The organism is Labrenzia sp. ATLA3, from assembly GCF_057180185.1.
On sequence record NZ_JBXUKV010000005.1, the window covers coordinates 59,399 to 78,371 of the forward strand.

Below are 18,973 nucleotides of genomic sequence, written 5' to 3' on the forward strand. Positions count from 1 at the left end.
TTCGATGCTGAACCTCAAGGATAAGAGTCTTTTCAGCCAGGAAGGGCTGATCGGTGCAAACTGGGTTGCAGCCCGCTCCGGAAAGACCGTCGACGTCACCAATCCGGCGACGCAGGAAACGCTGGGCACCGTGCCCGATATGGACGGCGAGGATACCCGCGCCGCGATCGAGGCTGCAGATGCGGCCTGGAAGACCTGGAAAGCCAAGACCCATGCCGAGCGCGCCAAGCTTCTGGAGGCTTGGCATGACCTGATGATCGAAAATCTCGAGGACCTGGCGCTCATCCTGACAAGCGAGCAGGGCAAGCCGCTGGACGAGGCGCGCGGCGAAATCCGCTATGGAGCGTCCTTCGTCAAATGGTTTGCAGAGGAGGCGCGCCGTGTCAACGGTCACATGATCCCCGCGCCGAGCAACGACCGCCGCATACTCGTGCTGAAGGAGCCGGTCGGTGTCTGCGGCATTATCACGCCGTGGAATTTCCCGAATGCAATGATCACCCGCAAGGTTGCGCCTGCACTGGCCGCCGGCTGCACGGTGGTCATCAAGCCTTCGGAATTCACACCCTATTCGGCGCTGGCACTTGGTCTGCTTGCCGAGCGGGCAGGCATCCCCGCCGGCGTAATCAACATCGTCACCGGCATGCCGACAGACATTGGCAACGAGATCATGGCGAACGAGACGGTGCGCAAGATCTCCTTCACCGGCTCCACGCGGGTCGGCTCACTCCTGATGCGTGGCGCTGCCGACAGCGTCAAACGCCTGAGCCTCGAACTTGGTGGCAATGCCCCCTTCATCGTCTTCGATGACGCTGATCTTGATCTTGCAATCGAAGGCGCTCTTGCCTCGAAATTCCGCAATGGTGGCCAGACGTGCGTTTGCGCCAACCGCATTCTGGTGCAGTCCGGCGTTTACGACGCGTTTGCCGCCAAGCTGAAGGCACGCGTCGAAGAAATGAAGGTTGGGCCCGGCACGGAAGCGGGTGTGTCCATCGGGCCGATGATCAATAGCGCGGCGATTGAAAAGATCGAACGTCATGTTGCCGATGCCTTGGAGAAGGGCGGCAAGGTCATTACCCAGACACCCGAAATGCCGAACGGTCGCCAATACACCGCACCAATCGTTCTGACGGGCGCGACAACCGACATGCAGCTTGCCAGCGAAGAGACCTTCGGGCCTGTGGCGCCGCTCTTCCGCTTCGAGACCGAAGAAGAAGCCATTGCCATTGCCAATGGAACGCCCTTCGGCCTTGCTTCCTATTTCTATACGGAGAACCTGAAGCGTGCCTGGCGCGTCGGCGAGGCGCTGGAGTTTGGCATGGTGGCCCTTAACACTGGCCTCATCTCGATGGAAGTTGCCCCCTTCGGCGGCGTCAAGCAATCCGGCCTTGGCCGCGAGGGCGCTCAAATGGGGATCGAGGAATATCTTGAAACCAAGAGCTTTCACATGGGCGGGCTCGCCTGAGATGGAAAGCGGAGCGGTCTTGAGACCGCTCCGTTGTTTTCAAGTGTGAAGACAAAAAGAAGGAGCTGATTGCGTGCAATCAGCTCCTTTAGTTTGAGCCCTGGGGGAACAGGGAGGGCTTCACTGGAACTTGTCGAGCATCTTGTAATACTGGCCGACCAGCGGCAGGAACCAGGGCTTGCCGAAGTGGCCGGGCACTGCTGGCCAGGGATAGTCGCGCATCGGATTGCGATCGGCACGGCCAAGGATGGCGTCGGCCACCATCATGCCCAGTTGGGTTGAAAGCTGGGCCCCGTGCCCGGAGTAGCCCATGGCGTACCACAGACCCTCATGGAAGCCGGCGCGGGGGTAACGGTCTGCGGTCATATCGACAAGCCCGCCCCAGCAATAGTCGATGTCGATACCTTTGAGTTGCGGAAAGATGCGTTCCATGCTTTCGCGCAGGATCTCGCCGGATGTTGAATCCGAGCGCTGGTCAGAGGTCGCGGAAAATTTCGCACGTCCACCGAAAATCAGCCGATTATCCGGTGAAAGACGCCAGTAGTTGCCGATGTTCATCGTGTTGACGCAGGTGCGGTTGCCCGGCATCACGGCTGCAGCTTCGCTCTCGGTCAACGGCCGTGTGGCGATCAGGAAACTGCCAACGGCAATGATGCGCCGGCGGAAGTAGGAAAAATTCTGTGTCGTATAAGCGCCCGTTGCCAGGATCACGTCGGCCGCTGTCACCTCGCCGCGGGAGGTGCGAAGGGTATGAATGCCATTGGCTTCGCTGTGATCGCTGACGGCAGCGTCTTCAAAGATGACTGCGCCATGGCGCGCTGCCGCATCGGCCAGACCCACCACATAGCGGCCCATGTGCATGACGGCGCTCTTCCTCGAGAGCATTGCGCCATGAAATGGTGAGCCGACCTCGCTTTTGAGGTCTTCGGCCGTCAACAGTGCCGTTTCCGGGTCGCATTCCTTGTTCAGCGCTTCGAAATTGCGTGCGATCGCATCGAAATGCTTGGGCTTGGAGGCGAGCTTCAGCTTGCCCGAGCGGCGAAAATCGCAGTCGATGCCCTCTTCCGCGATCAAGGCCTCAATGGTGTCGATGGAATCGTCCAGCGCCTTGTAAAGCGCAATGGCGCGCTCCTTGCCAAGTTGAGCCTTCGCGCCGAGATAACTGTGAGCCAGCCCGTTGTTCAGATGCCCGCCGTTGCGGCCCGATGCACCGAAGCCGACGCGTTCGCTTTCCAGTACGACGACCTTCGCCCCCGTCTTGGCAAGGTGTCGTGCAGCGGCAAGCCCGGTAAAGCCCGCACCGATGATGGCGACATCATAGTGCCCGCTGACCGGCCCTTTGGCGGCGCCGGTAAAGGCCGGCGCCGTGTCATGCCAATAGGATACGAATTTCATCGTCATCGACTTTCCTACAGGCCGACGACGCCGGGGAGGCCGGAAATATCGGCGATCTCGGTATAGCCGTAGTAGGGGTTGGCCGGTTCATGGCCACGGTTCACCCAGACCTTGTTCTTGATGCCAAGATCATGCGCCGACATCAGGTCGTAGCGGAAAGAAGACGAGCAATGCAAAACGTCTTCCGGGCCGCAACCCAGCATGTCGAACATATATTCAAAAGCCTGGAAGCGCGGCTTGTAGGCTTGCGCCTGTTCGGCGGTATAGACCTTATGGAAGGGCGCGCCGAGCTTCTCGACATTGGACATGATCTGCGAGTCCATGGCGTTGGAAAGGATGACCAGCGGAATTTCCTTGGCGACCTTTGCGAGACCTGCAGGCACATCCGGATGAGGTCCCCAGGTCGGCACGCGTTCATAGATCATCTGCGCGTCTTCATCCCGAAAGGTGACGCCGTTGGCCTTGCAGGTCCGCTGCAGCGAATTATGGACTACCTCGGCATAGGGCTTCCAGGCTCCCATGATTTCGTCGAAACGATAGGCAGAGAAATTCTTTATGAATTTCTGCATCGCCGGCTCATCCAGCTGGTCGCTGTAAAGGTCGCGGGCAGCACCGGCCATGTCGAAATGAATCAGGGTGCCGTGACAATCGAAGGTGACATATTTCGGGCGAATGGGGGCCATGAAGGTCTTCCTCTGTCTATGTGTGTCGTTGACATCATCATAAAGTGACGAGACTTCGCGTGGCCGAGCGAATTGGCTGTTCTGGAAGCACAAAGTTTTTAAATTGCCGCCCGGTTTGGCACAGAATTGCACGGCAGCCCTTCAAGGTGCCGGTCGAAACGCCTGTCCGCCAGTACGTTAAATGCCTTGCCAGCACAATATGCGGGATGCGCGCCGTGGTTTGGCAGAAGATAGTGCGCAGCCCCACGCATTTAGATGAATAGCTTGCCTTTCCTGTCCGAAACTTCTCATCAGGAAAGGATCACTCATGCAGAGCCAAATTGATATTGGTGCTTTCGGGCCGGAGCATATTGATGGTGCACTTGCGCTGACGCGCGCCGAAAACTGGCCGCATCGTCGCGAAGACTGGATGCTCGTGCAGCAGCTGAGCACTGGCGTTGTCGCAACCGACGCGGAAGGCCGTGTCACCGGCACGACGCTTGTGACGCCCTACGGCGACGATTGCGCCACGATCAATATGGTTATCGTCGACAAGTCCATGCGCGGCCTCGGTGTTGGCCGAAAGCTCATGGAAAAGGCGTTTGTTCTGGCTGGGGATCGCCCGCTTCGCCTCATTGCGACGCAGGAAGGACTGCCGCTTTATGAAAAGCTTGGCTTTGTAGCCACCGGCACGATCCTCCAGTGCCAAGGTCAGGCGGTTTCCTGCGACACCCCGGTGGGCGTTGAAGAAATGGCTGCCGGCGATCTTGATGCTCTGAAGACGCTCGACCGCGAAGCCTACGGTGCAGACCGATCGAAGATGATCGATGCGCTAGTGGCGTGCGGCAGCATTGCGGTGATCCGCAAGGCCGGTGCCGTCGAAGCCTATGCTGCGATCCGGCAATTCGGGCGCGGCGACGTGATCGGCCCGGTCATTGCGCCCGACAGTGAGGCGGCCCGCGCACTCATTGCCTATCACGTCTCCTCGCGCCCCGGGGCGTTCCTTCGTATCGACACGGGAAGCGAAACCGGCCTCGCGCCCTGGCTTGCCGAAATCGGGCTTGCCCATTCCGGCGGCGGCGTGGCGATGCGGCGCCCTCCCAAAGACAATGCAGAACAGGCACGGCGAAAAGTCTACGCGCTGGCCAACCAGGCCCTCGGCTGAAATCAATCTGGAGAAGCATAGTGCTCGCCAATTCCCTGAACGAACTTGATCGTGCCCATCTGATCCACCCTGTCGCGTCCTATCGTGGACACGAACGCCAGGGTGTGCGGGTCTTGAAATCCGCCAACGGGGCAACCGTTACCGATTCCAGCGGCCACCAGCTTATCGACGGCTTCGCGGGGCTCTGGTGCGTCAATGCCGGGTACGGCCATGAAAGTATCGTTGAGGCCGCAGCCCGTCAGATGCGGGAGTTGCCTTACGCCACGGGATATTTTGACCTCGGGTCGGAGCCTGCCATCCGGCTGGCATCCGAACTTGCCGAACGTGCACCGGGTGACCTGAACAGGTGTTATTTCACACTCGGCGGATCGGATGCCGTGGATTCGACCGTTCGGTTTGTCCACTACTACTGGAATGCCAAGGGTCAGCCGCAGCGCGATCAGTTTATCTCGATCCAGCAGGGCTATCACGGGTCTTCGACGGTTGGCGCCGGACTGACCGCGCTGCCCGCCTTCCATACCGGCTTTGGCGTTCCCTTCGACTGGCAGCATAAAATCCCTTCGCCTTATCCCTATCGCAACCCTGTCGGAGACGATGCGGCAACAATCACGTCCGCGTCGCTTTCCGCCCTGAAGGCCAAGATCGAAGAAATCGGGCCGGACCGTGTTGCCGCATTTTACGCGGAGCCGATCCAGGGATCCGGCGGTGTCATTGTGCCGCCGAAAGGCTGGATCAAGGCTATCCGCGACCTTTGCCATGAATACGGTATCCTCTTCATCGCTGACGAGGTCATCACCGGTTTCGGTCGCACCGGGCCGCTTTTTGCCAGCGAGGCGGAAGACATTGTCCCGGACATGATGACGGTCGCCAAGGGCCTGACCTCCGGCTACGTGCCGATGGGCGCTGTTTTCATGTCGGATGGCGTCTATGACGTGATTGCCGATGGTGCGGGTGAAGCCGCGGTCGGCCACGGCTATACCTACTCCGCCCATCCCGTCAGTGCGGCGGTCGCGCTTGAGGTGCTGAAGCTTTACGAAGGTGGCCTGCTTGAAAATGGTCGCAAAGCGGGTGCCCGGCTGATGGCCGGACTGGAAAGTCTGCGCGATCATCCGCTGGTCGGCGAAGTTCGTGGCCGCGGCATGCTGGCAGGCGTCGAACTTGTTACCGACAAGGCTAAAAAAACCCCGCTTCCAGCTGCGGCCATGGCAGCCAGGCGCGTCTTTGACCGGGCATGGGACAATGGTCTTGTCATCCGCGCCTTTCCGCAGGGCGTTCTCGGCTATGCGCCGCCGCTTTGCTGTACCGATGCCGAGATCGACGCAATCATCGAGCGGACCCGCGAAACGCTGGATCAGACGCTCGCCGACCCGGATGTCAGGTCCGTCATGGCTTGAGAGAGGATTCCCGAAATACTGCCGGAGCAACAAAGTTCGCAATTTAATGCTGCCGCGACCGGCAATTACGGAGAATAAGCCAACGCTGGCATGAAACACTAAAGGTGGGAAAAGGAGTAATCGGCAACTTGGATCAGAGACTGAATGAAGGGAAATATTTTCCTCCTTCAGACTTTGACAGTGGGAACCTTGGGTGAACCCGGGAAGCGAAGGTTCCGAAGAGACAAGTAGCTAACACATTGCCAACACGAAATCCGCAAAGGGTGGCTGTGAAAACCAACCAAGGCTGGAAGGTCCGCAATCAAGACGGCCGCCACCCAAACCGACCGAAGAGGGGAATGTAATGACTGATAAAATTACCAATTGGACGAAGTCCGACGACGCAAAGGTCGAAGATGCCATCCGTCGCGGTGCGTCCCGCCGCGATCTCCTGAAGTTGATGCTGGCGAGCGGCGTTGCCGTTACAGCTGGTAGCGCGATTTTCGGCCGCGCCTCGAGCGCTGTTGCCGGAACCCCGGTTTCCGGCGGGCATTTCAAGGCCGCAGGTCTGTCGTCCTCAAATGCCGACACACTCGACCCGGCCAAGGCTTCGAACGGCACCGACTATGTGCGCTGCTGCTCCCTCTACAACCGGCTGACCGTCATCGATGGCAGCGGCGTTCCCCAGATGGAACTCGCCGAGAAGCTCGAGTCCAAGGACGCCAAGACCTGGACAGCGACGCTTCGCAAGGGCGTGACCTATCATGACGGGAAGGCGCTCACCTCCGACGACGTCGTCTTCGCGCTGAACCGCCATCTGGACCCGAGTGTCGGATCCAAGGTCGCAAAGATCGCCGCGCAGTTTGCCGAGATCAAGGCTGTCGACCCGTCGACGGTCGAGATCGTTCTCGAAGCAGCGAACGCCGACCTGCCGTTCATTCTGGCACTGCAGCACTTCATGATCGTTCAGGACGGCACGACCGACTTCTCGAAGGGGATCGGCACCGGTCCGTTCACGCTTGAAACATTTGAGCCAGGCGTGCGCTCGATCATGAAGAAAAACCAGAATTACTGGAAGCCGGGTCTGCCGCATATCGATAGCTTCGAGTTCTTCGCGATCGGTGACGACAATGCCCGCGTCAACGCCCTTCTGGCGGGCGATATCCATTTGGCGGCTGCCATCAACCCGCGTTCGACAAAGCTGGTCGAATCCCAAAGCGGCTTTGAATTGTCCAAGTCGACAAACGGCAACTATACGAACCTCAATATCCGCCTCGACATGAACAAGCCGGAGTTTGTCACGGGCATGAAATATCTGATCAATCGCGATCAGATCATCAGCTCGGCACTGCGCGGCTATGGAGAAATCGGCAACGATCAGCCAATTTCGCCAGCTAACGTCTACCATAATGCCGATCTCAAGCCGAAGGAGTTCGATCCGGACAAGGCGAAGCATTACTTCGAAAAAGCCGGAGTGCTCGGCCAGTCCATCCCTGTCATCACCTCGGATGCTGCCGGCAATGCTGTCGATATGGCCATGATCGTCCAGGCCGCAGGGGCCGATATCGGTCTTAACCTAGACGTGCAGCGCGTGCCCTCAGACGGCTACTGGAGCAAATACTGGCTCAAGGCTCCGATCCACTTCGGCAACATCGATCCGCGCCCGACGCCGGATATCTTTTTCTCGCTGCTCTATGCGTCCAACGCTCCCTGGAACGAGAGCCAGTACAAGTCGCCGAAGTTCGACAAGATGCTGCTTGAGGCGCGCGGTATGCTCGATCAGACAAAGCGGCACGAGATCTACAACGAAATGCAGACCATGATCTCCGATGACGCTGGTACAATCATTCCTGCCTACATCACCAATGCGGATGCACTTTCCACCAAGGTGAAGGGTCTGTTGACCAACCCTGTCGCGGGCATGATGGGCTACTCGATGGCAGAACATATCTGGCTTGAATCCTGATCTCAGGAGCCATATCCGGAGGGCAACGCCCTCCGGATATGAGTGTTGCCAGACTATTGCGCGACAGAACGAATGGCCGCAACACACAGGCGGGCCGGGAGCAATAGGCTCTTCTTTTTGAACATGTTTGATGGGAAAGTGGCTTGGCCGCCGGCATCGGACATTGCGGCTGGAGATCTTCCATGAACTCTGAAATCGGACGCCTGATCCTGAAGCGATTGGGCATCGCGATCATCACCCTTGTTATCGTATCATTCGCGGTGTTCTTCACGACGAATATGCTGCCGGGCGACACGGCCACCATTTTGCTTGGCCAGGCTGCCACGCCGGAAGCGGTGGCGGGACTGCGTGAAGCGATGCATCTCAACGATCCCGCTATTACGCGCTTCTTCCATTGGGCGTTCGGCTTCGTGACTGGCGATCTTGGCAAGTCCTACGCCAACAACATGGAAATATCCACGCTCATTGGAAACCGGTTCCTCAATACCCTGGAGCTTGCAGCTATCACCACGGTGATCGCCGTTCCCTTCGCGCTGACGCTTGGCATTACCTCCGCAGTCGCCAGGGGATCACTCTATGACCGGATCGTCACCGTTTTGACCATTGGTGTGATTTCCGTGCCCGAGTTCGTGATCGCCTCCACCGCGGTGCTTATCTTTGCCGTCTATTTGCGGTGGCTGCCCGCGATCTCCTTCGTCAATGAAATCCACTCCGTTTCCGACATGTTGAGAATGTATGCGATGCCGGTCGTCACGCTGACCTTCGTGGTCTCGGCACAGATCATTCGCATGACGCGTGCCGCCGTGATCGAGACGCTCGACACACCCTATGTCGAAATGGCTCTCCTGAAGGGGGCGTCGCGTAGCCGGATGGTTCTGCGCCACGCATTGCCGAACGCGCTGGGTCCCATCGTCAATGCGCTTGCACTGTCGCTGTCCTATCTGATCGGCGGCGTCATCATCATCGAAACGATCTTCAATTATCCGGGCATTGCCAAGCTGATGGTAGACGCCGTCGCGACGCGTGACCTGCCGTTGATCCAGACCTGCGCGGTGATCTTCTGTGCCGGTTACCTGATCCTGATCACGATTGCCGACATCATCGCCATTATTTCCAATCCGAGGCTCCGCAAATGAAGCAGACCGCCACAACCATGTCGGCTCACCGTTTCGGCTACACCTTCAGCCCGATTGGCATGATCGCGTTGGCCGTCATCCTGTTCTGGGCGTTCGTGGCCGCTTTTGCACCACATCTTGTTCCCTATTCGCCGGGCAAGATCGTTGATACCGACTTTTTCGGCCCGATAAGCAGCAAATTCTGGCTTGGTTCGGACTACCTGGGGCGAGACATGCTCTCCCGCATCATCATGGGGGCTCGCTACACTCTGGGTGTCTCTCTTGCGGGCGTTCTTATCGCCACAACGAGCGGCGTTGTCCTCGGCATGGCCGCGGCGGTTATCGGCGGATGGTTCGATACATTGCTCAGCCGTTTCATGGACGCGATGCTGTCGATCCCCAGCAAGCTTTTCGGTCTTGTTGTGGTTGCTGCGGTCGGGTCTTCCTTGCCGGCGCTCATCCTGACGCTTGCATTTATCTACACACCGGGCTCTTTCCGCTTTGCCCGGGCGCTCGCGGTCAATGTCAACACCATGGACTTTGTCGCGGTCGCTCGCATTCGCGGAGAAAGCACCCTTTATCTCGTCTGTGCGGAAATCCTGCCCAACATCATTCGCCCCGTGCTCGCCGATTTCGGAATCCGCTTTGTCTTCATCGTGCTGCTGCTCTCCGGCCTGTCCTTCCTCGGACTTGGCGTGCAGCCGCCGCTGGCGGACTGGGGCGCCCTCGTGCATGAGAATATCCAGAGCCTCTCTTATGCCTCGGCAGCCGTGATCGCACCCTCGTTAGCCATCGCCAGCCTGACCATCAGCGTCAATCTGCTGATCGACAATCTGCCGCGTAAAATCCGGGATCGGAGTGCCTGAACATGACCAATCTCGTAGAAATCAGAAATCTTCATGTCGAAGCGACAACGGACGCCGGACGCCGGATCGAGATCATCAAGGGTGTCGATCTGGATATTGCCAAGGGTGAGATCGTTGCGCTGATCGGGGAAAGCGGCTCGGGCAAGACGACCATCGCGCTCTCGCTGATGGGCTATGCCAGACGCGGCTGCGAGATCACCAAAGGGTCGTTGCTGGTCGACGGCAAGGACATGGCCCGGCTTTCGGAAAAACAGCGCCAGCAGGTGCGCGGTACCGAGGTCGCCTACGTGCCGCAAAGTGCGGCCGCTGCCTTCAATCCATCGGCAACAATCATGGATCAGGTGTTCGAGGTAACCCGGATTCACAAACTCATGCCACCGGCCCAGGCACGCCTTCGCGCAATTGAACTGTTCCGCGCGCTTTCCCTGCCGGATGCCGAAAACATCGGTAACCGCTACCCCCATCAGGTGTCGGGGGGACAGTTGCAGCGCCTTGCCGCCGCCATGGCACTGATCGGGGATCCGAAGTTGATGATCTTCGACGAGCCCACCACTGCGCTTGATGTGACGACACAGATCGACGTCCTCAAGGCTTTCAAGTCGGTCATGCAGCAGGGCGGCATTGCCGGTGTCTATGTTTCGCATGATCTGGCCGTTGTTGCCCAGATCGCTGACCGGATCGTCGTCTTGAAAGACGGCGAGGTCCAGGAAACCGGCACAACACAGGATATCCTGCAGGCACCGAAACATCCTTATACCCGGGAACTTCTGGCTGCATTCGAGCCCAGACATTTCGAGTTTTCCGGGCGAAAAGAGGCTGCAGCAACACCGCTGCTGCGTATTGAAGATGTGACATCCGGTTACGGTCAGATTCAAGCGGACGGATTGCCGCTTATCCGAGCCGTTCGATCCGTGAGCTTTGAGCTCGAAAAGGGCAGAAATCTGGGCATTATCGGCGAATCCGGCTGCGGCAAGTCGACCTTGGCGAGAACGATCTCCGGCATGCTGCCCGCCAGCGCCGGACGGGTCCTCTTCGACGGGCAGGAAATGCCCCCGGCATCAAAAAACCGCACCCGGGATCAGCTGCAGCACATGCAGATCGTCTTCCAGTCTGCAGACACCGCGCTCAATCCGGCCAAGCCTATCGAAGATATTCTGGGGCGACCGCTGACCTTCTACCACGGCATGAGCGCTCAAGACCGCAGCAAGCGGGTTGATGAACTTCTCGATATGGTCCACCTGCCGAGAAACCTGCGTTACAGGCATCCGGCTGAACTGTCCGGCGGGCAGAAGCAACGTGTCAACTTTGCTCGTGCCCTGGCCGCGGAGCCGAAATTGATCATTTGCGACGAGATCACCTCGGCACTCGATACGGTCGTCGCGACCGCCATTATCGAGTTGCTCAAGGAACTGCAGCGCGAACTTGATCTATCTTATATTTTCATCAGTCACGATCTTTCAGTCGTCGAGGCCATCTGTGACGAGATCGTGGTCATGTATCACGGGGAAAAGGTGGAGCAGTTGACGCGGGAGGGCATCAAGGCCCCCAAGCATCCCTATTCGAAACTGCTCTTCTCCTCTGTGCCGAAGCTTGATCCGGCGTGGCTGGACAATCTGGTTCTGGAACCGGAACTGGTGCGGCAATATGTTGGCTGATCAAAACCGTTAGGCCGGGAAGAGGCTGGTCAACGGCAGGTGTGACTTCACAATCGGCGACTTCAGAACGACGAAGCTGAAGTACTTGTCGATGCCGATGTCCATGTCGGTCAACCGTTCCATGATGACCTGGTATTCCCCGATCCCGGCGGTGATGAATTTCACCAGATAGTCGTAGCCCCCGGACACGAGGTGGCATTCGATGACCTGATCGACCTTGCCGACGACCGACAGAAACCGCGCAAAGTCGTGCTGGCGGTGATTCTTGAGCGTGATTTCCGTGAAGACGGTGAGCGTCTGTCCGAGTTTTCCCAGGTTGATCTGCGCCGAATAGCCTTCGATATAACCCTCGTTCTGCAGACGTTTCACGCGCATCAGGCATGGGCTGGGTGACAGGTGAACCAGCTCGGCCAATTCGACATTCGTGATGCGGCCGTTCTTGTGCAGCTCGGAGAGGATCTTGATATCAGTCCGATCCAGTTTCATCACTGTTCTGTCACCTTCCCGTTGCCGTCGACTGCAGCATAAACTGCTGCGGATAACCCGGAGAAGTTTACCACACAGCGCAACATCATCTACAAACTCTTGATTTTGATATGGAGCAGATAATTCTATTGTTTGTTCCGTTCAAAGAATTATCTGCGGCGCTGAAGATATCTCCAGCACTGAATGCGGACATAGCCGGACTAGGGTAGGGGCCGGAATTCGGAGATGGATATGCCAGCGCCACTGACCCTGCTTGAGACTTCATCGAACCTGCCTGACCATGCCGACGCGGTCGTGATCGGCGGCGGCATCATCGGTGCATTTGCCGCGTACTATCTGACGCGGCGCGGACTGAAGACGGTGCTCATCGAGAAGGGACGCATCGGAGCCGAACAATCGAGCAGAAACTGGGGCTGGTGCCGTCAGCAAAACCGCGACGCCCGCGAATTGCCGGTCTCTACGAAGAGCCTTGATCTGTGGGAGCGCTTTCAGGAAGAGACCGGTGAAGAAACCGGCTTTCGTCGCTGCGGCCTTCTCTACCTCAGCAACAACGAGGAAGAAATCGCAGGCTGGGCGCGCTGGCGCGATTTTGCAAAGCCCCTCGGCGTGACCACGCATATGCTCTCAAGCGCGGAGGCCGCCGAGCGGGGTTGGGCGACCGGAAAAAGCTGGAAGGGCGGCGTCTTTTCTCCTACCGACGGGATCGCGGACCCGGCGCAAGCGGCGCCTGCTGTCGCGCGAGCCATTATCAAGTTCGGTGGCACGGTGATCCAGAACTGCGCAGCGCGTGGTCTCGAAACGGAAGGTGGCCGGGTGAGTGCTGTGGTCACGGAACACGGCACGATCAAAACCAAAACGGCTGTTCTTGCCGGCGGGGCATGGGCGTCGTCTTTTTGCAGGCAACTGGGCATCCGCTTTCCGCAAGCCTCCATCCGTTCCACTGCATTGTCGGTCTCGGCTGAGGCGGAAGGTCTTCCCGATACGCTTCATACCTCTGGAATTACGGTCACCCGCAGAGGCGACGGTGGTTATACCCTGGCAATCAGCGGGCGCGGGCGTGTCGACGTCACACCACAGCAAATAAGGTTTGCACCGCAGTTTCTGCCGATGTTTTTCAAGCGGTGGCGAAACCTCGCACCTGGAGGTCTTGAGGGGATCAGGGGTGGGCATGAAACGCTGAGCCGCTGGAAGCTGGACGAGAAGACGCCGATGGAGCGTATGCGGATCCTGGACCCCAAACCCGATGCCGCGACTGTCCGCCTGACCCACGGACGCGCGCTTGAACTGTTGCCGGAATTGAGCAAGACCAAGATAAAGGCAGTCTGGGCAGGCTTTATCGATACAACCCCTGACGGCGTGCCGGGCATTGGAGAAATCTCGACTGTTCCTGGCTTCATCCTGGCTGCTGGCTTTTCCGGCCATGGCTTTGGTGTTGGCCCAGGTGCCGGTCATCTGATTGCCGACCTTGTGACCGGAGCAGAACCGATCGTCGACCCGAAGCCGTATCATCCCGATCGCTTCAACAACTCTGCATGGGGCAAGGTCGCCGATTTCTGATGTCGCCCGTCAGGCTGCAAGTCGCTCTCGAAATGGAAGAGGTCTGCCCATCGGCGAGACTTGCGGCAAGTCCAAGCAAGAACGCCCGATGACGGAGCGATCCGCCACGGGCGTTTTTTGACTGAGGGAAAGGCGGCGCGGGAACGCCGCCTGTTCCATCCGGGTTCTGCTGGTTATCCCTGTGCGGGAACCGCATCGACCGAGTAGTTTTCTACGACAACGGAGTCTTCGATAGCCTTCAAGGCAAGGTTCGCTTCGTAGTATTTCTTCTCGCCGATCAGCTTGGCCGCATCGGTAACATGGGCGACGCTGGCATTGGCGGGCACAAGGGCCGCGGTCACCGTCACATCGACATTCGCGAGTTTCAGGATCTCGGCTGCCTTCTTGCTTTCGCCCTTGGCCAGATGCTCATTGGCTTTCAGCAGTGTTTCCTGCTTGTCCTGGGTGGGAACGAAGCCCTCTGCTAGTGACAGCGAGGAATCGAACGGCAGATAGGAATCGCCTTCCTTCGGCGTCTTCTTGTCCTTGATGGCGTATGTGCTCATGGCTGTCTGCGCCGCTTCGAAGTCCTTTTTGGCGCCATTGACGAAGTTGGTTGCCTGATCGGGCTGACCGTTGAAAATTGCGATACGGGCTGCACGCACTTCGCGGATGGCCTGGTAGGCGTCATCAGCGGTCTTGAGGATGGCATTCTCTTCCGAGGACTGGGTCGCGGTCGCGACGGCGTCCTTGGCCGGTGTGGTTGCGGTTTGCTCGACGGCGGTCGGAGCCTTGCTGTCTGCGAGTGCCGGGGCAATCTGCAGAGCACCCGCGCCGACGGCTGCCAGCATGGCCAGTGCTGTTGCGGATTTGGCTAAATTGTATTTACGCATTCATTCCTCCAATGAGCGAGGACAGACCAGTTCTTGACTGGAACGAATGCAGGATGCCCGTTCCCCTTTGTCTCCTCCTGTCGCGAAGTTTAAATTTTGTTGAGACTGACAATTTGGAACGGAAAGCCTGAAAGGTCGGACAGGTCGCCGCGCCTTTTACAGTCTCAAAGGCCCATTGCCTCTGTTTCCGCTTGAATTCGCTGGCGCACCTTTGCAATCGCCTGTTCCTTGACGGCCCCATAGCCGCGGATATCCATCACAAGGCCGATTGTGTCGGTCACCTGTTCGATGTTCTCGGCGGTCAGGCCACGTGTCACCCGGTCCAGCAGGTCTCGGTACTCGCCAATCAGCTCCCGTTCCATCCGGCGCTCGTGCGTATATCCGAATATGTCCAGCTTCGTGCCGCGCAAACCTTTCAGCCGCGCAAGTTGGCGCAAGGCAGGCTGAATCCATGGCCCGAAGACCCGTTTGTAAGGACGTCCGCGCGCGTCGCGTTTTGCCGGAAACAAAGGTGGAGCAAAGTGGTGCTTAACCGTGAAGTCGCCTTCAAAACGATTTTGGAGATCTTCGTAGAAACCCGTCTGAGTGTGAAGTCGTGCGACTTCGTATTCGTCCTTGTAGGACATGAGCTTGAAGAGGCCCTTCGCGGCTGCAATTGTCAAACGCCCGGCGCTTCCGCCAATCCTTTCATCGGCCCGGCGGACGTCGGCTATGGCCGCGCGGTACATATCCGCCCATGCGGCATTCTGATAGTCGGTCAGGAATTCGGCGCGCCGCGAAATCAACTCGTCGACGGTCTGCAAAGGGCTGATGGGCAGGTTCGCGATCTCCTCGACGGATTTCCGGTCCGCGACAATGATACGACCCCAGTTGAATGCTTCCTTGTTGAGATCGGGCTTCACACCATTCAGGTCGATCGCCCGCATCAGCGCGGTTTCGCTCAGAGGGACGAGCCCCGCTTGCCAGGCGGCACCCAGCATCATCACGTTGGCGTAGACAGTGTCTCCCAGCAATGCCTGTGACAGGGAATTGGCATCGAGTGTCCTGAGCGCCGCGGTGTCCACCAGTTGCGAGATCGCATCCAGCCGTTTGTCCGCATTCAGATCGGCATCCCGATTCTGCACCAGGTCGCCTGTCGGCATGACTGCGGTATTGACCACAGCAAGCGTTTCGCCCTCGCGGTAGGTGATGGAGGCCTTTGGCGAGGAACTGACCACCAGATCGCATCCGATCAAGGCATGAGCCGAACTTGGTTCAATCTTTGCCTGGTTGACGTCGGATTCGGTTTCCGCCAACCGGATGTAACTGAGCACTGGTCCGAATTTCTGGGCGAAGCCCATGAAATCGAGAACCGATACCCCCTTGCCTTCCAGATTTGCAGCCATGGCAATCAGCTGTCCGACCGTGACAACGCCTGTTCCGCCGACACCGGTGACAAGGATATCCCAGGGTGCGTCGAGGCTCGGAAGGACCGGTTCGGGAAGTTTCGACTTCAAATTTGCGAAGGCCTCACGGCTCCTGCTTGCCCTTGATTTCTTGAGCGTCCCACCTTCGACCGTGACGAAGCTGGGGCAGAACCCGTTGACGCAGGTGAAGTCCTTGTTGCAGGAATTCAGATTGATTTTGCGCTTTCGCCCGAACTCGGTCTCTACCGGTTCTACGCTCAGGCAATTCGACTCAACCGAACAATCCCCGCATCCTTCGCATACCAGAGGGTTGATAACCGCGAACGTCTTTGGATCTTCCATTTTGCCGCGTTTGCGCAGCCGGCGTTTCTCCGTCGCGCAAGTCTGCTGGTAGATGAGCACCGACGTGCCTTTGATCTCTCGAAGCTCCCGCTGAATCCGGTCCAATTCGCGGCGATGTTCAATCGCTACGCCTGTTGGGAAATCGGATGGGCTGAAGTTTTCGGGATGGTCCGAAACGACGACAACCTTCGCCACGCCTTCCGCGATCACCGAGTGCGCGATAGCCTGCACCGATATTGGCCCATCGACCTGCTGACCGCCGGTCATAGCCACAGCGTCGTTGAACAGGATCTTGTAGGTGATATTGGTTCCGGCTGCGACGGCCTGCCGAACCGCAAGGGACCCTGAATGATAGTAGGTTCCTTCGCCAAGGTTCTGGAACACATGCCGGTTGCCATTGAATTTCGATCTTGCCACCCAGTTCACGCCTTCGCCGCCCATCTGGATAAGCGACGTTGTGCTTCGGTTCATCCAGCTTGCCATGAAGTGGCATCCGATGCCGGCAAAGGCCTGGCTTCCTTCGGGAACCTTCGTCGAGGTGTTGTGCGGACATCCGGAGCAGAAATAGGGTGTTCGCGTGGCGCCGGGCACGTTGATAGGGCTGGGGCTTGGCACGGCTTTCCTTGCCGTCCCGGTCAGGTTTAGCCCCGGAAAGTTCAGATCCAGCCGCCGGGCGATTATTTCGGCCAGCATGACGGCGCCGAGTTCCCGCGTCCAGGGGACCAGCCGGTCGCCATGTTCATCTCTCTTCCCGACCATGCGTTCCGGCTTATGACCCGGAAAGTCGTAGAGGTACTCCTTCAATTGGCTCTCGATGATGCCGCGCTTTTCTTCGATAACGAGAAGTTCGCGTTTCCCGCTCGCAAACTCGCGTGCACCGGCAACCTCGAGTGGCCAGACCATGCCAACCTTGTAGATGTCTATCCCAAGTTCATCGGCGCGCTTCCGGTCGATCTTGAGAAGTCTCAATGCCTCCAGCACGTCCAGATGGGATTTGCCCGTGGTGACGATGCCAAATCTTGCATCCTTGTGGCCCCATTCGACACGGTCTATCGGGTTCGCGCGGGCGAACGCCAGAACGGCGTTCTTCTTGGCCTCCATTCGTTCCTCGATTTGAGGGCCAGGTAAATCGGGCCAACGGTAATGCAATCCATCGGCCGGTGGTGTGAAGTCCGGTGTGACAAACTCGCGGTCTTGTGGCAACTGGAAGGACATGCCGGACTCAACGGTCTCGGAGATGGCCTTGAAGCCAACCCACATGCCCGAGAACCGTGACAATGCGTAGCCCCACTCGGCGAAAGGCAGAAATTCTTCAACGTTGGCCGGGTTCAGAGTGGGCATGAAGAAGTTCATGAACGCCACGTCGGACTGATGCGGCATTGACGACGACACGCAGCCGTGATCATCGCCGGCGACGACCAGCACCCCACCATTCGGCGAAGATCCGTAAGCGTTGCCGTGCTTCAGCGCATCCGACGCCCGGTCCACACCTGGCCCCTTGCCGTACCACAAGCCAAAGACCGCGAGACATTCCTTGTCCGGGTCTGTTTCAACCTGTTGCGTCCCGATCATCTGGGTGGCGCCGAACTCTTCGTTGACGGCTGGCAGAAACTCTATGCCGGCATCTGCGACTAATCCGGCGTTGTGCCCGATATCGAGATCGATGCCGCCGACCGGAGATCCACGGTATCCGGAAACATATCCTCGGGTATCGAGGCCGCGCTCCCGATCACGACGTGCCTGGTCGAGTGCGATCCGAACGATAGCCTGTGTTCCGGTCAGGAAAACGCGTCCCTGCGTTAGTGTGTACCGCTCGATCAACTCATAGTCGTTCAGCTTAGACACATGTTCCGTCATCGCACTCTCATTCAACAGATATCAGTGGGGCGTCATGAGGACTGTAAATCACGTTGGCGAAATTAGATTCCTTCCTCTCTCAAAAATCGGTATTTACTGATCAAGACAGTTCATTCCCAGGCGAAATATGAAGAAATTTAATCAAATGGATCGCATGGAAAGCAGGTTGCTTTCGATCTTGCAGAGCGACGCTTCACCGAGCATCGCCGAGTTGGCGAAACAAACGAACAGCTCTACTGCGACCTGCTGGCGTCGTCTTCGGAGCCTGGAGGAGCGCGGTGTCATCAGTCCGCCAGTTCGCCTGGTCGATCCTGCCAAGGTCGGGTGCGACATGGATGCCTTTTGTCAGGTGCGAATGAAGTCCCAAGACGCGCAATCCCGGGAAACATTTAAACGTGCAGTGGAACAGGAGCCCAAAATTGTCGAAGTCTACTCAATCTCGGGCGATTGGGACTATCTGCTACATATATTGGCGCGAGACATGGGCGACGTGGAAAGAATTCTCATGAGCCGGGTCCTCGAACTTGATTGTGTCGCTGGCACCTCGACGATCTTTGTGATGCGCCGTATCAAACACACGACCCAGGTACCTGTTTAGAGCTTTCTCCGGACAAGGCCTGCCTGGCTGATCGAAATTGTAATCAAGAGGCGCAAGAACATTGCCCACGCCTGAAAGCGGCCACTGATTGCCCCGGATCAAGCTGCCACTTTCACAAGCAGTCCGGAGAGACAGATCTCACCGTGTAATTCCTGTCCGATGGTGCCTCCTTCCATTCTGGAGAATGGGCTGCGCC

General features: G+C 58.1%; 14 protein-coding genes. 9 read left to right on the plus strand and 5 right to left on the minus strand.

Annotation, left to right across the window (positions count from 1 at the left end; all coding sequences use genetic code 11):
- Nucleotides 1-4 precede the first annotated feature (4 nt).
- On the plus strand, nucleotides 5-1,462 hold the full coding sequence (locus tag AC2A6O_RS14540) for an NAD-dependent succinate-semialdehyde dehydrogenase (protein ID WP_498928078.1): 1,458 nt from the start codon (nucleotides 5-7) through the stop codon (nucleotides 1,460-1,462).
- 120 nt (nucleotides 1,463-1,582) lie between these two features.
- Here the strand turns inward: AC2A6O_RS14540 and AC2A6O_RS14545 are convergent, their stop codons facing one another.
- Together AC2A6O_RS14545 and AC2A6O_RS14550 are read right to left on the minus strand one after the other, a co-directional pair.
- Nucleotides 1,583-2,857 carry an NAD(P)/FAD-dependent oxidoreductase gene (locus AC2A6O_RS14545; RefSeq protein WP_498928727.1) on the minus strand — a complete coding sequence of 425 codons (1,275 nt, stop codon included), beginning with the start codon at nucleotides 2,855-2,857 and terminating at the stop codon, nucleotides 1,583-1,585.
- Nucleotides 2,858-2,871: 14 nt separating this feature from the next.
- On the minus strand, nucleotides 2,872-3,540 hold the full coding sequence (locus AC2A6O_RS14550; RefSeq protein WP_498928080.1) for a haloacid dehalogenase type II: 669 nt from the start codon (nucleotides 3,538-3,540) through the stop codon (nucleotides 2,872-2,874).
- A 307-nt stretch (nucleotides 3,541-3,847) separates the two neighbouring features.
- Here AC2A6O_RS14550 and AC2A6O_RS14555 point away from each other — a divergent pair, with 307 nt between their 5' ends.
- From AC2A6O_RS14555 to AC2A6O_RS14580, 6 genes are all read left to right on the plus strand, one after another.
- The gene (locus tag AC2A6O_RS14555; protein ID WP_498928082.1) at nucleotides 3,848-4,684 is read left to right on the plus strand and encodes a GNAT family N-acetyltransferase; all 837 of its coding nucleotides are present in this window, start codon (nucleotides 3,848-3,850) and stop codon (nucleotides 4,682-4,684) included.
- Between the two features lie 20 nt (nucleotides 4,685-4,704).
- Nucleotides 4,705-6,078: an aspartate aminotransferase family protein gene (locus tag AC2A6O_RS14560; RefSeq protein ID WP_498928084.1), complete on the plus strand. Its 1,374-nt coding sequence runs from the start codon at nucleotides 4,705-4,707 to the stop codon at nucleotides 6,076-6,078.
- A gap of 343 nt (nucleotides 6,079-6,421) precedes the next feature.
- Complete coding sequence (locus AC2A6O_RS14565) at nucleotides 6,422-8,023, plus strand: ABC transporter substrate-binding protein (RefSeq protein WP_498928086.1); 1,602 nt, start codon at nucleotides 6,422-6,424, stop codon at nucleotides 8,021-8,023.
- 182 nt (nucleotides 8,024-8,205) lie between these two features.
- Nucleotides 8,206-9,159, plus strand: a complete 954-nt coding sequence (locus AC2A6O_RS14570) for an ABC transporter permease (protein WP_148583879.1) — start codon at nucleotides 8,206-8,208, stop codon at nucleotides 9,157-9,159.
- Complete coding sequence (locus tag AC2A6O_RS14575) at nucleotides 9,156-10,004, plus strand: ABC transporter permease (RefSeq protein WP_148583880.1); 849 nt, start codon at nucleotides 9,156-9,158, stop codon at nucleotides 10,002-10,004. Before AC2A6O_RS14570 ends, AC2A6O_RS14575 begins: the two co-directional genes overlap by 4 nt.
- 2 nt (nucleotides 10,005-10,006) lie before the next feature.
- A complete protein-coding gene (locus tag AC2A6O_RS14580) occupies nucleotides 10,007-11,659 on the plus strand; it encodes an ABC transporter ATP-binding protein (protein ID WP_330563623.1) in 1,653 nt (550 codons plus the stop codon).
- A 9-nt stretch (nucleotides 11,660-11,668) separates the two neighbouring features.
- Here the strand turns inward: AC2A6O_RS14580 and AC2A6O_RS14585 are convergent, their stop codons facing one another.
- Entirely contained in the window at nucleotides 11,669-12,145 is a 477-nt protein-coding gene (locus AC2A6O_RS14585) for an Lrp/AsnC family transcriptional regulator (RefSeq protein WP_148583882.1), read from the minus strand.
- Nucleotides 12,146-12,376: 231 nt separating this feature from the next.
- On the opposite strand from AC2A6O_RS14585, the gene AC2A6O_RS14590 reads away from it, so the two are divergent.
- Entirely contained in the window at nucleotides 12,377-13,702 is a 1,326-nt protein-coding gene (locus AC2A6O_RS14590; RefSeq protein WP_498928089.1) for an NAD(P)/FAD-dependent oxidoreductase, read from the plus strand.
- Nucleotides 13,703-13,875: 173 nt separating this feature from the next.
- On the opposite strand, the gene AC2A6O_RS14595 is transcribed toward AC2A6O_RS14590, so the two are convergent.
- Together AC2A6O_RS14595 and AC2A6O_RS14600 are read right to left on the minus strand one after the other, a co-directional pair.
- Nucleotides 13,876-14,574: a YfdX family protein gene (locus AC2A6O_RS14595; RefSeq protein WP_148583884.1), complete on the minus strand. Its 699-nt coding sequence runs from the start codon at nucleotides 14,572-14,574 to the stop codon at nucleotides 13,876-13,878.
- A 164-nt stretch (nucleotides 14,575-14,738) separates the two neighbouring features.
- The gene (locus tag AC2A6O_RS14600; RefSeq protein WP_498928091.1) at nucleotides 14,739-18,179 is read right to left on the minus strand and encodes an indolepyruvate ferredoxin oxidoreductase family protein; all 3,441 of its coding nucleotides are present in this window, start codon (nucleotides 18,177-18,179) and stop codon (nucleotides 14,739-14,741) included.
- Between the two features lie 127 nt (nucleotides 18,180-18,306).
- Between AC2A6O_RS14600 and AC2A6O_RS14605 the strand changes: the two genes are divergently transcribed.
- The gene (locus tag AC2A6O_RS14605) at nucleotides 18,307-18,777 is read left to right on the plus strand and encodes an Lrp/AsnC family transcriptional regulator (RefSeq protein WP_498928093.1); all 471 of its coding nucleotides are present in this window, start codon (nucleotides 18,307-18,309) and stop codon (nucleotides 18,775-18,777) included.
- Nucleotides 18,778-18,973 lie beyond the last annotated feature (196 nt).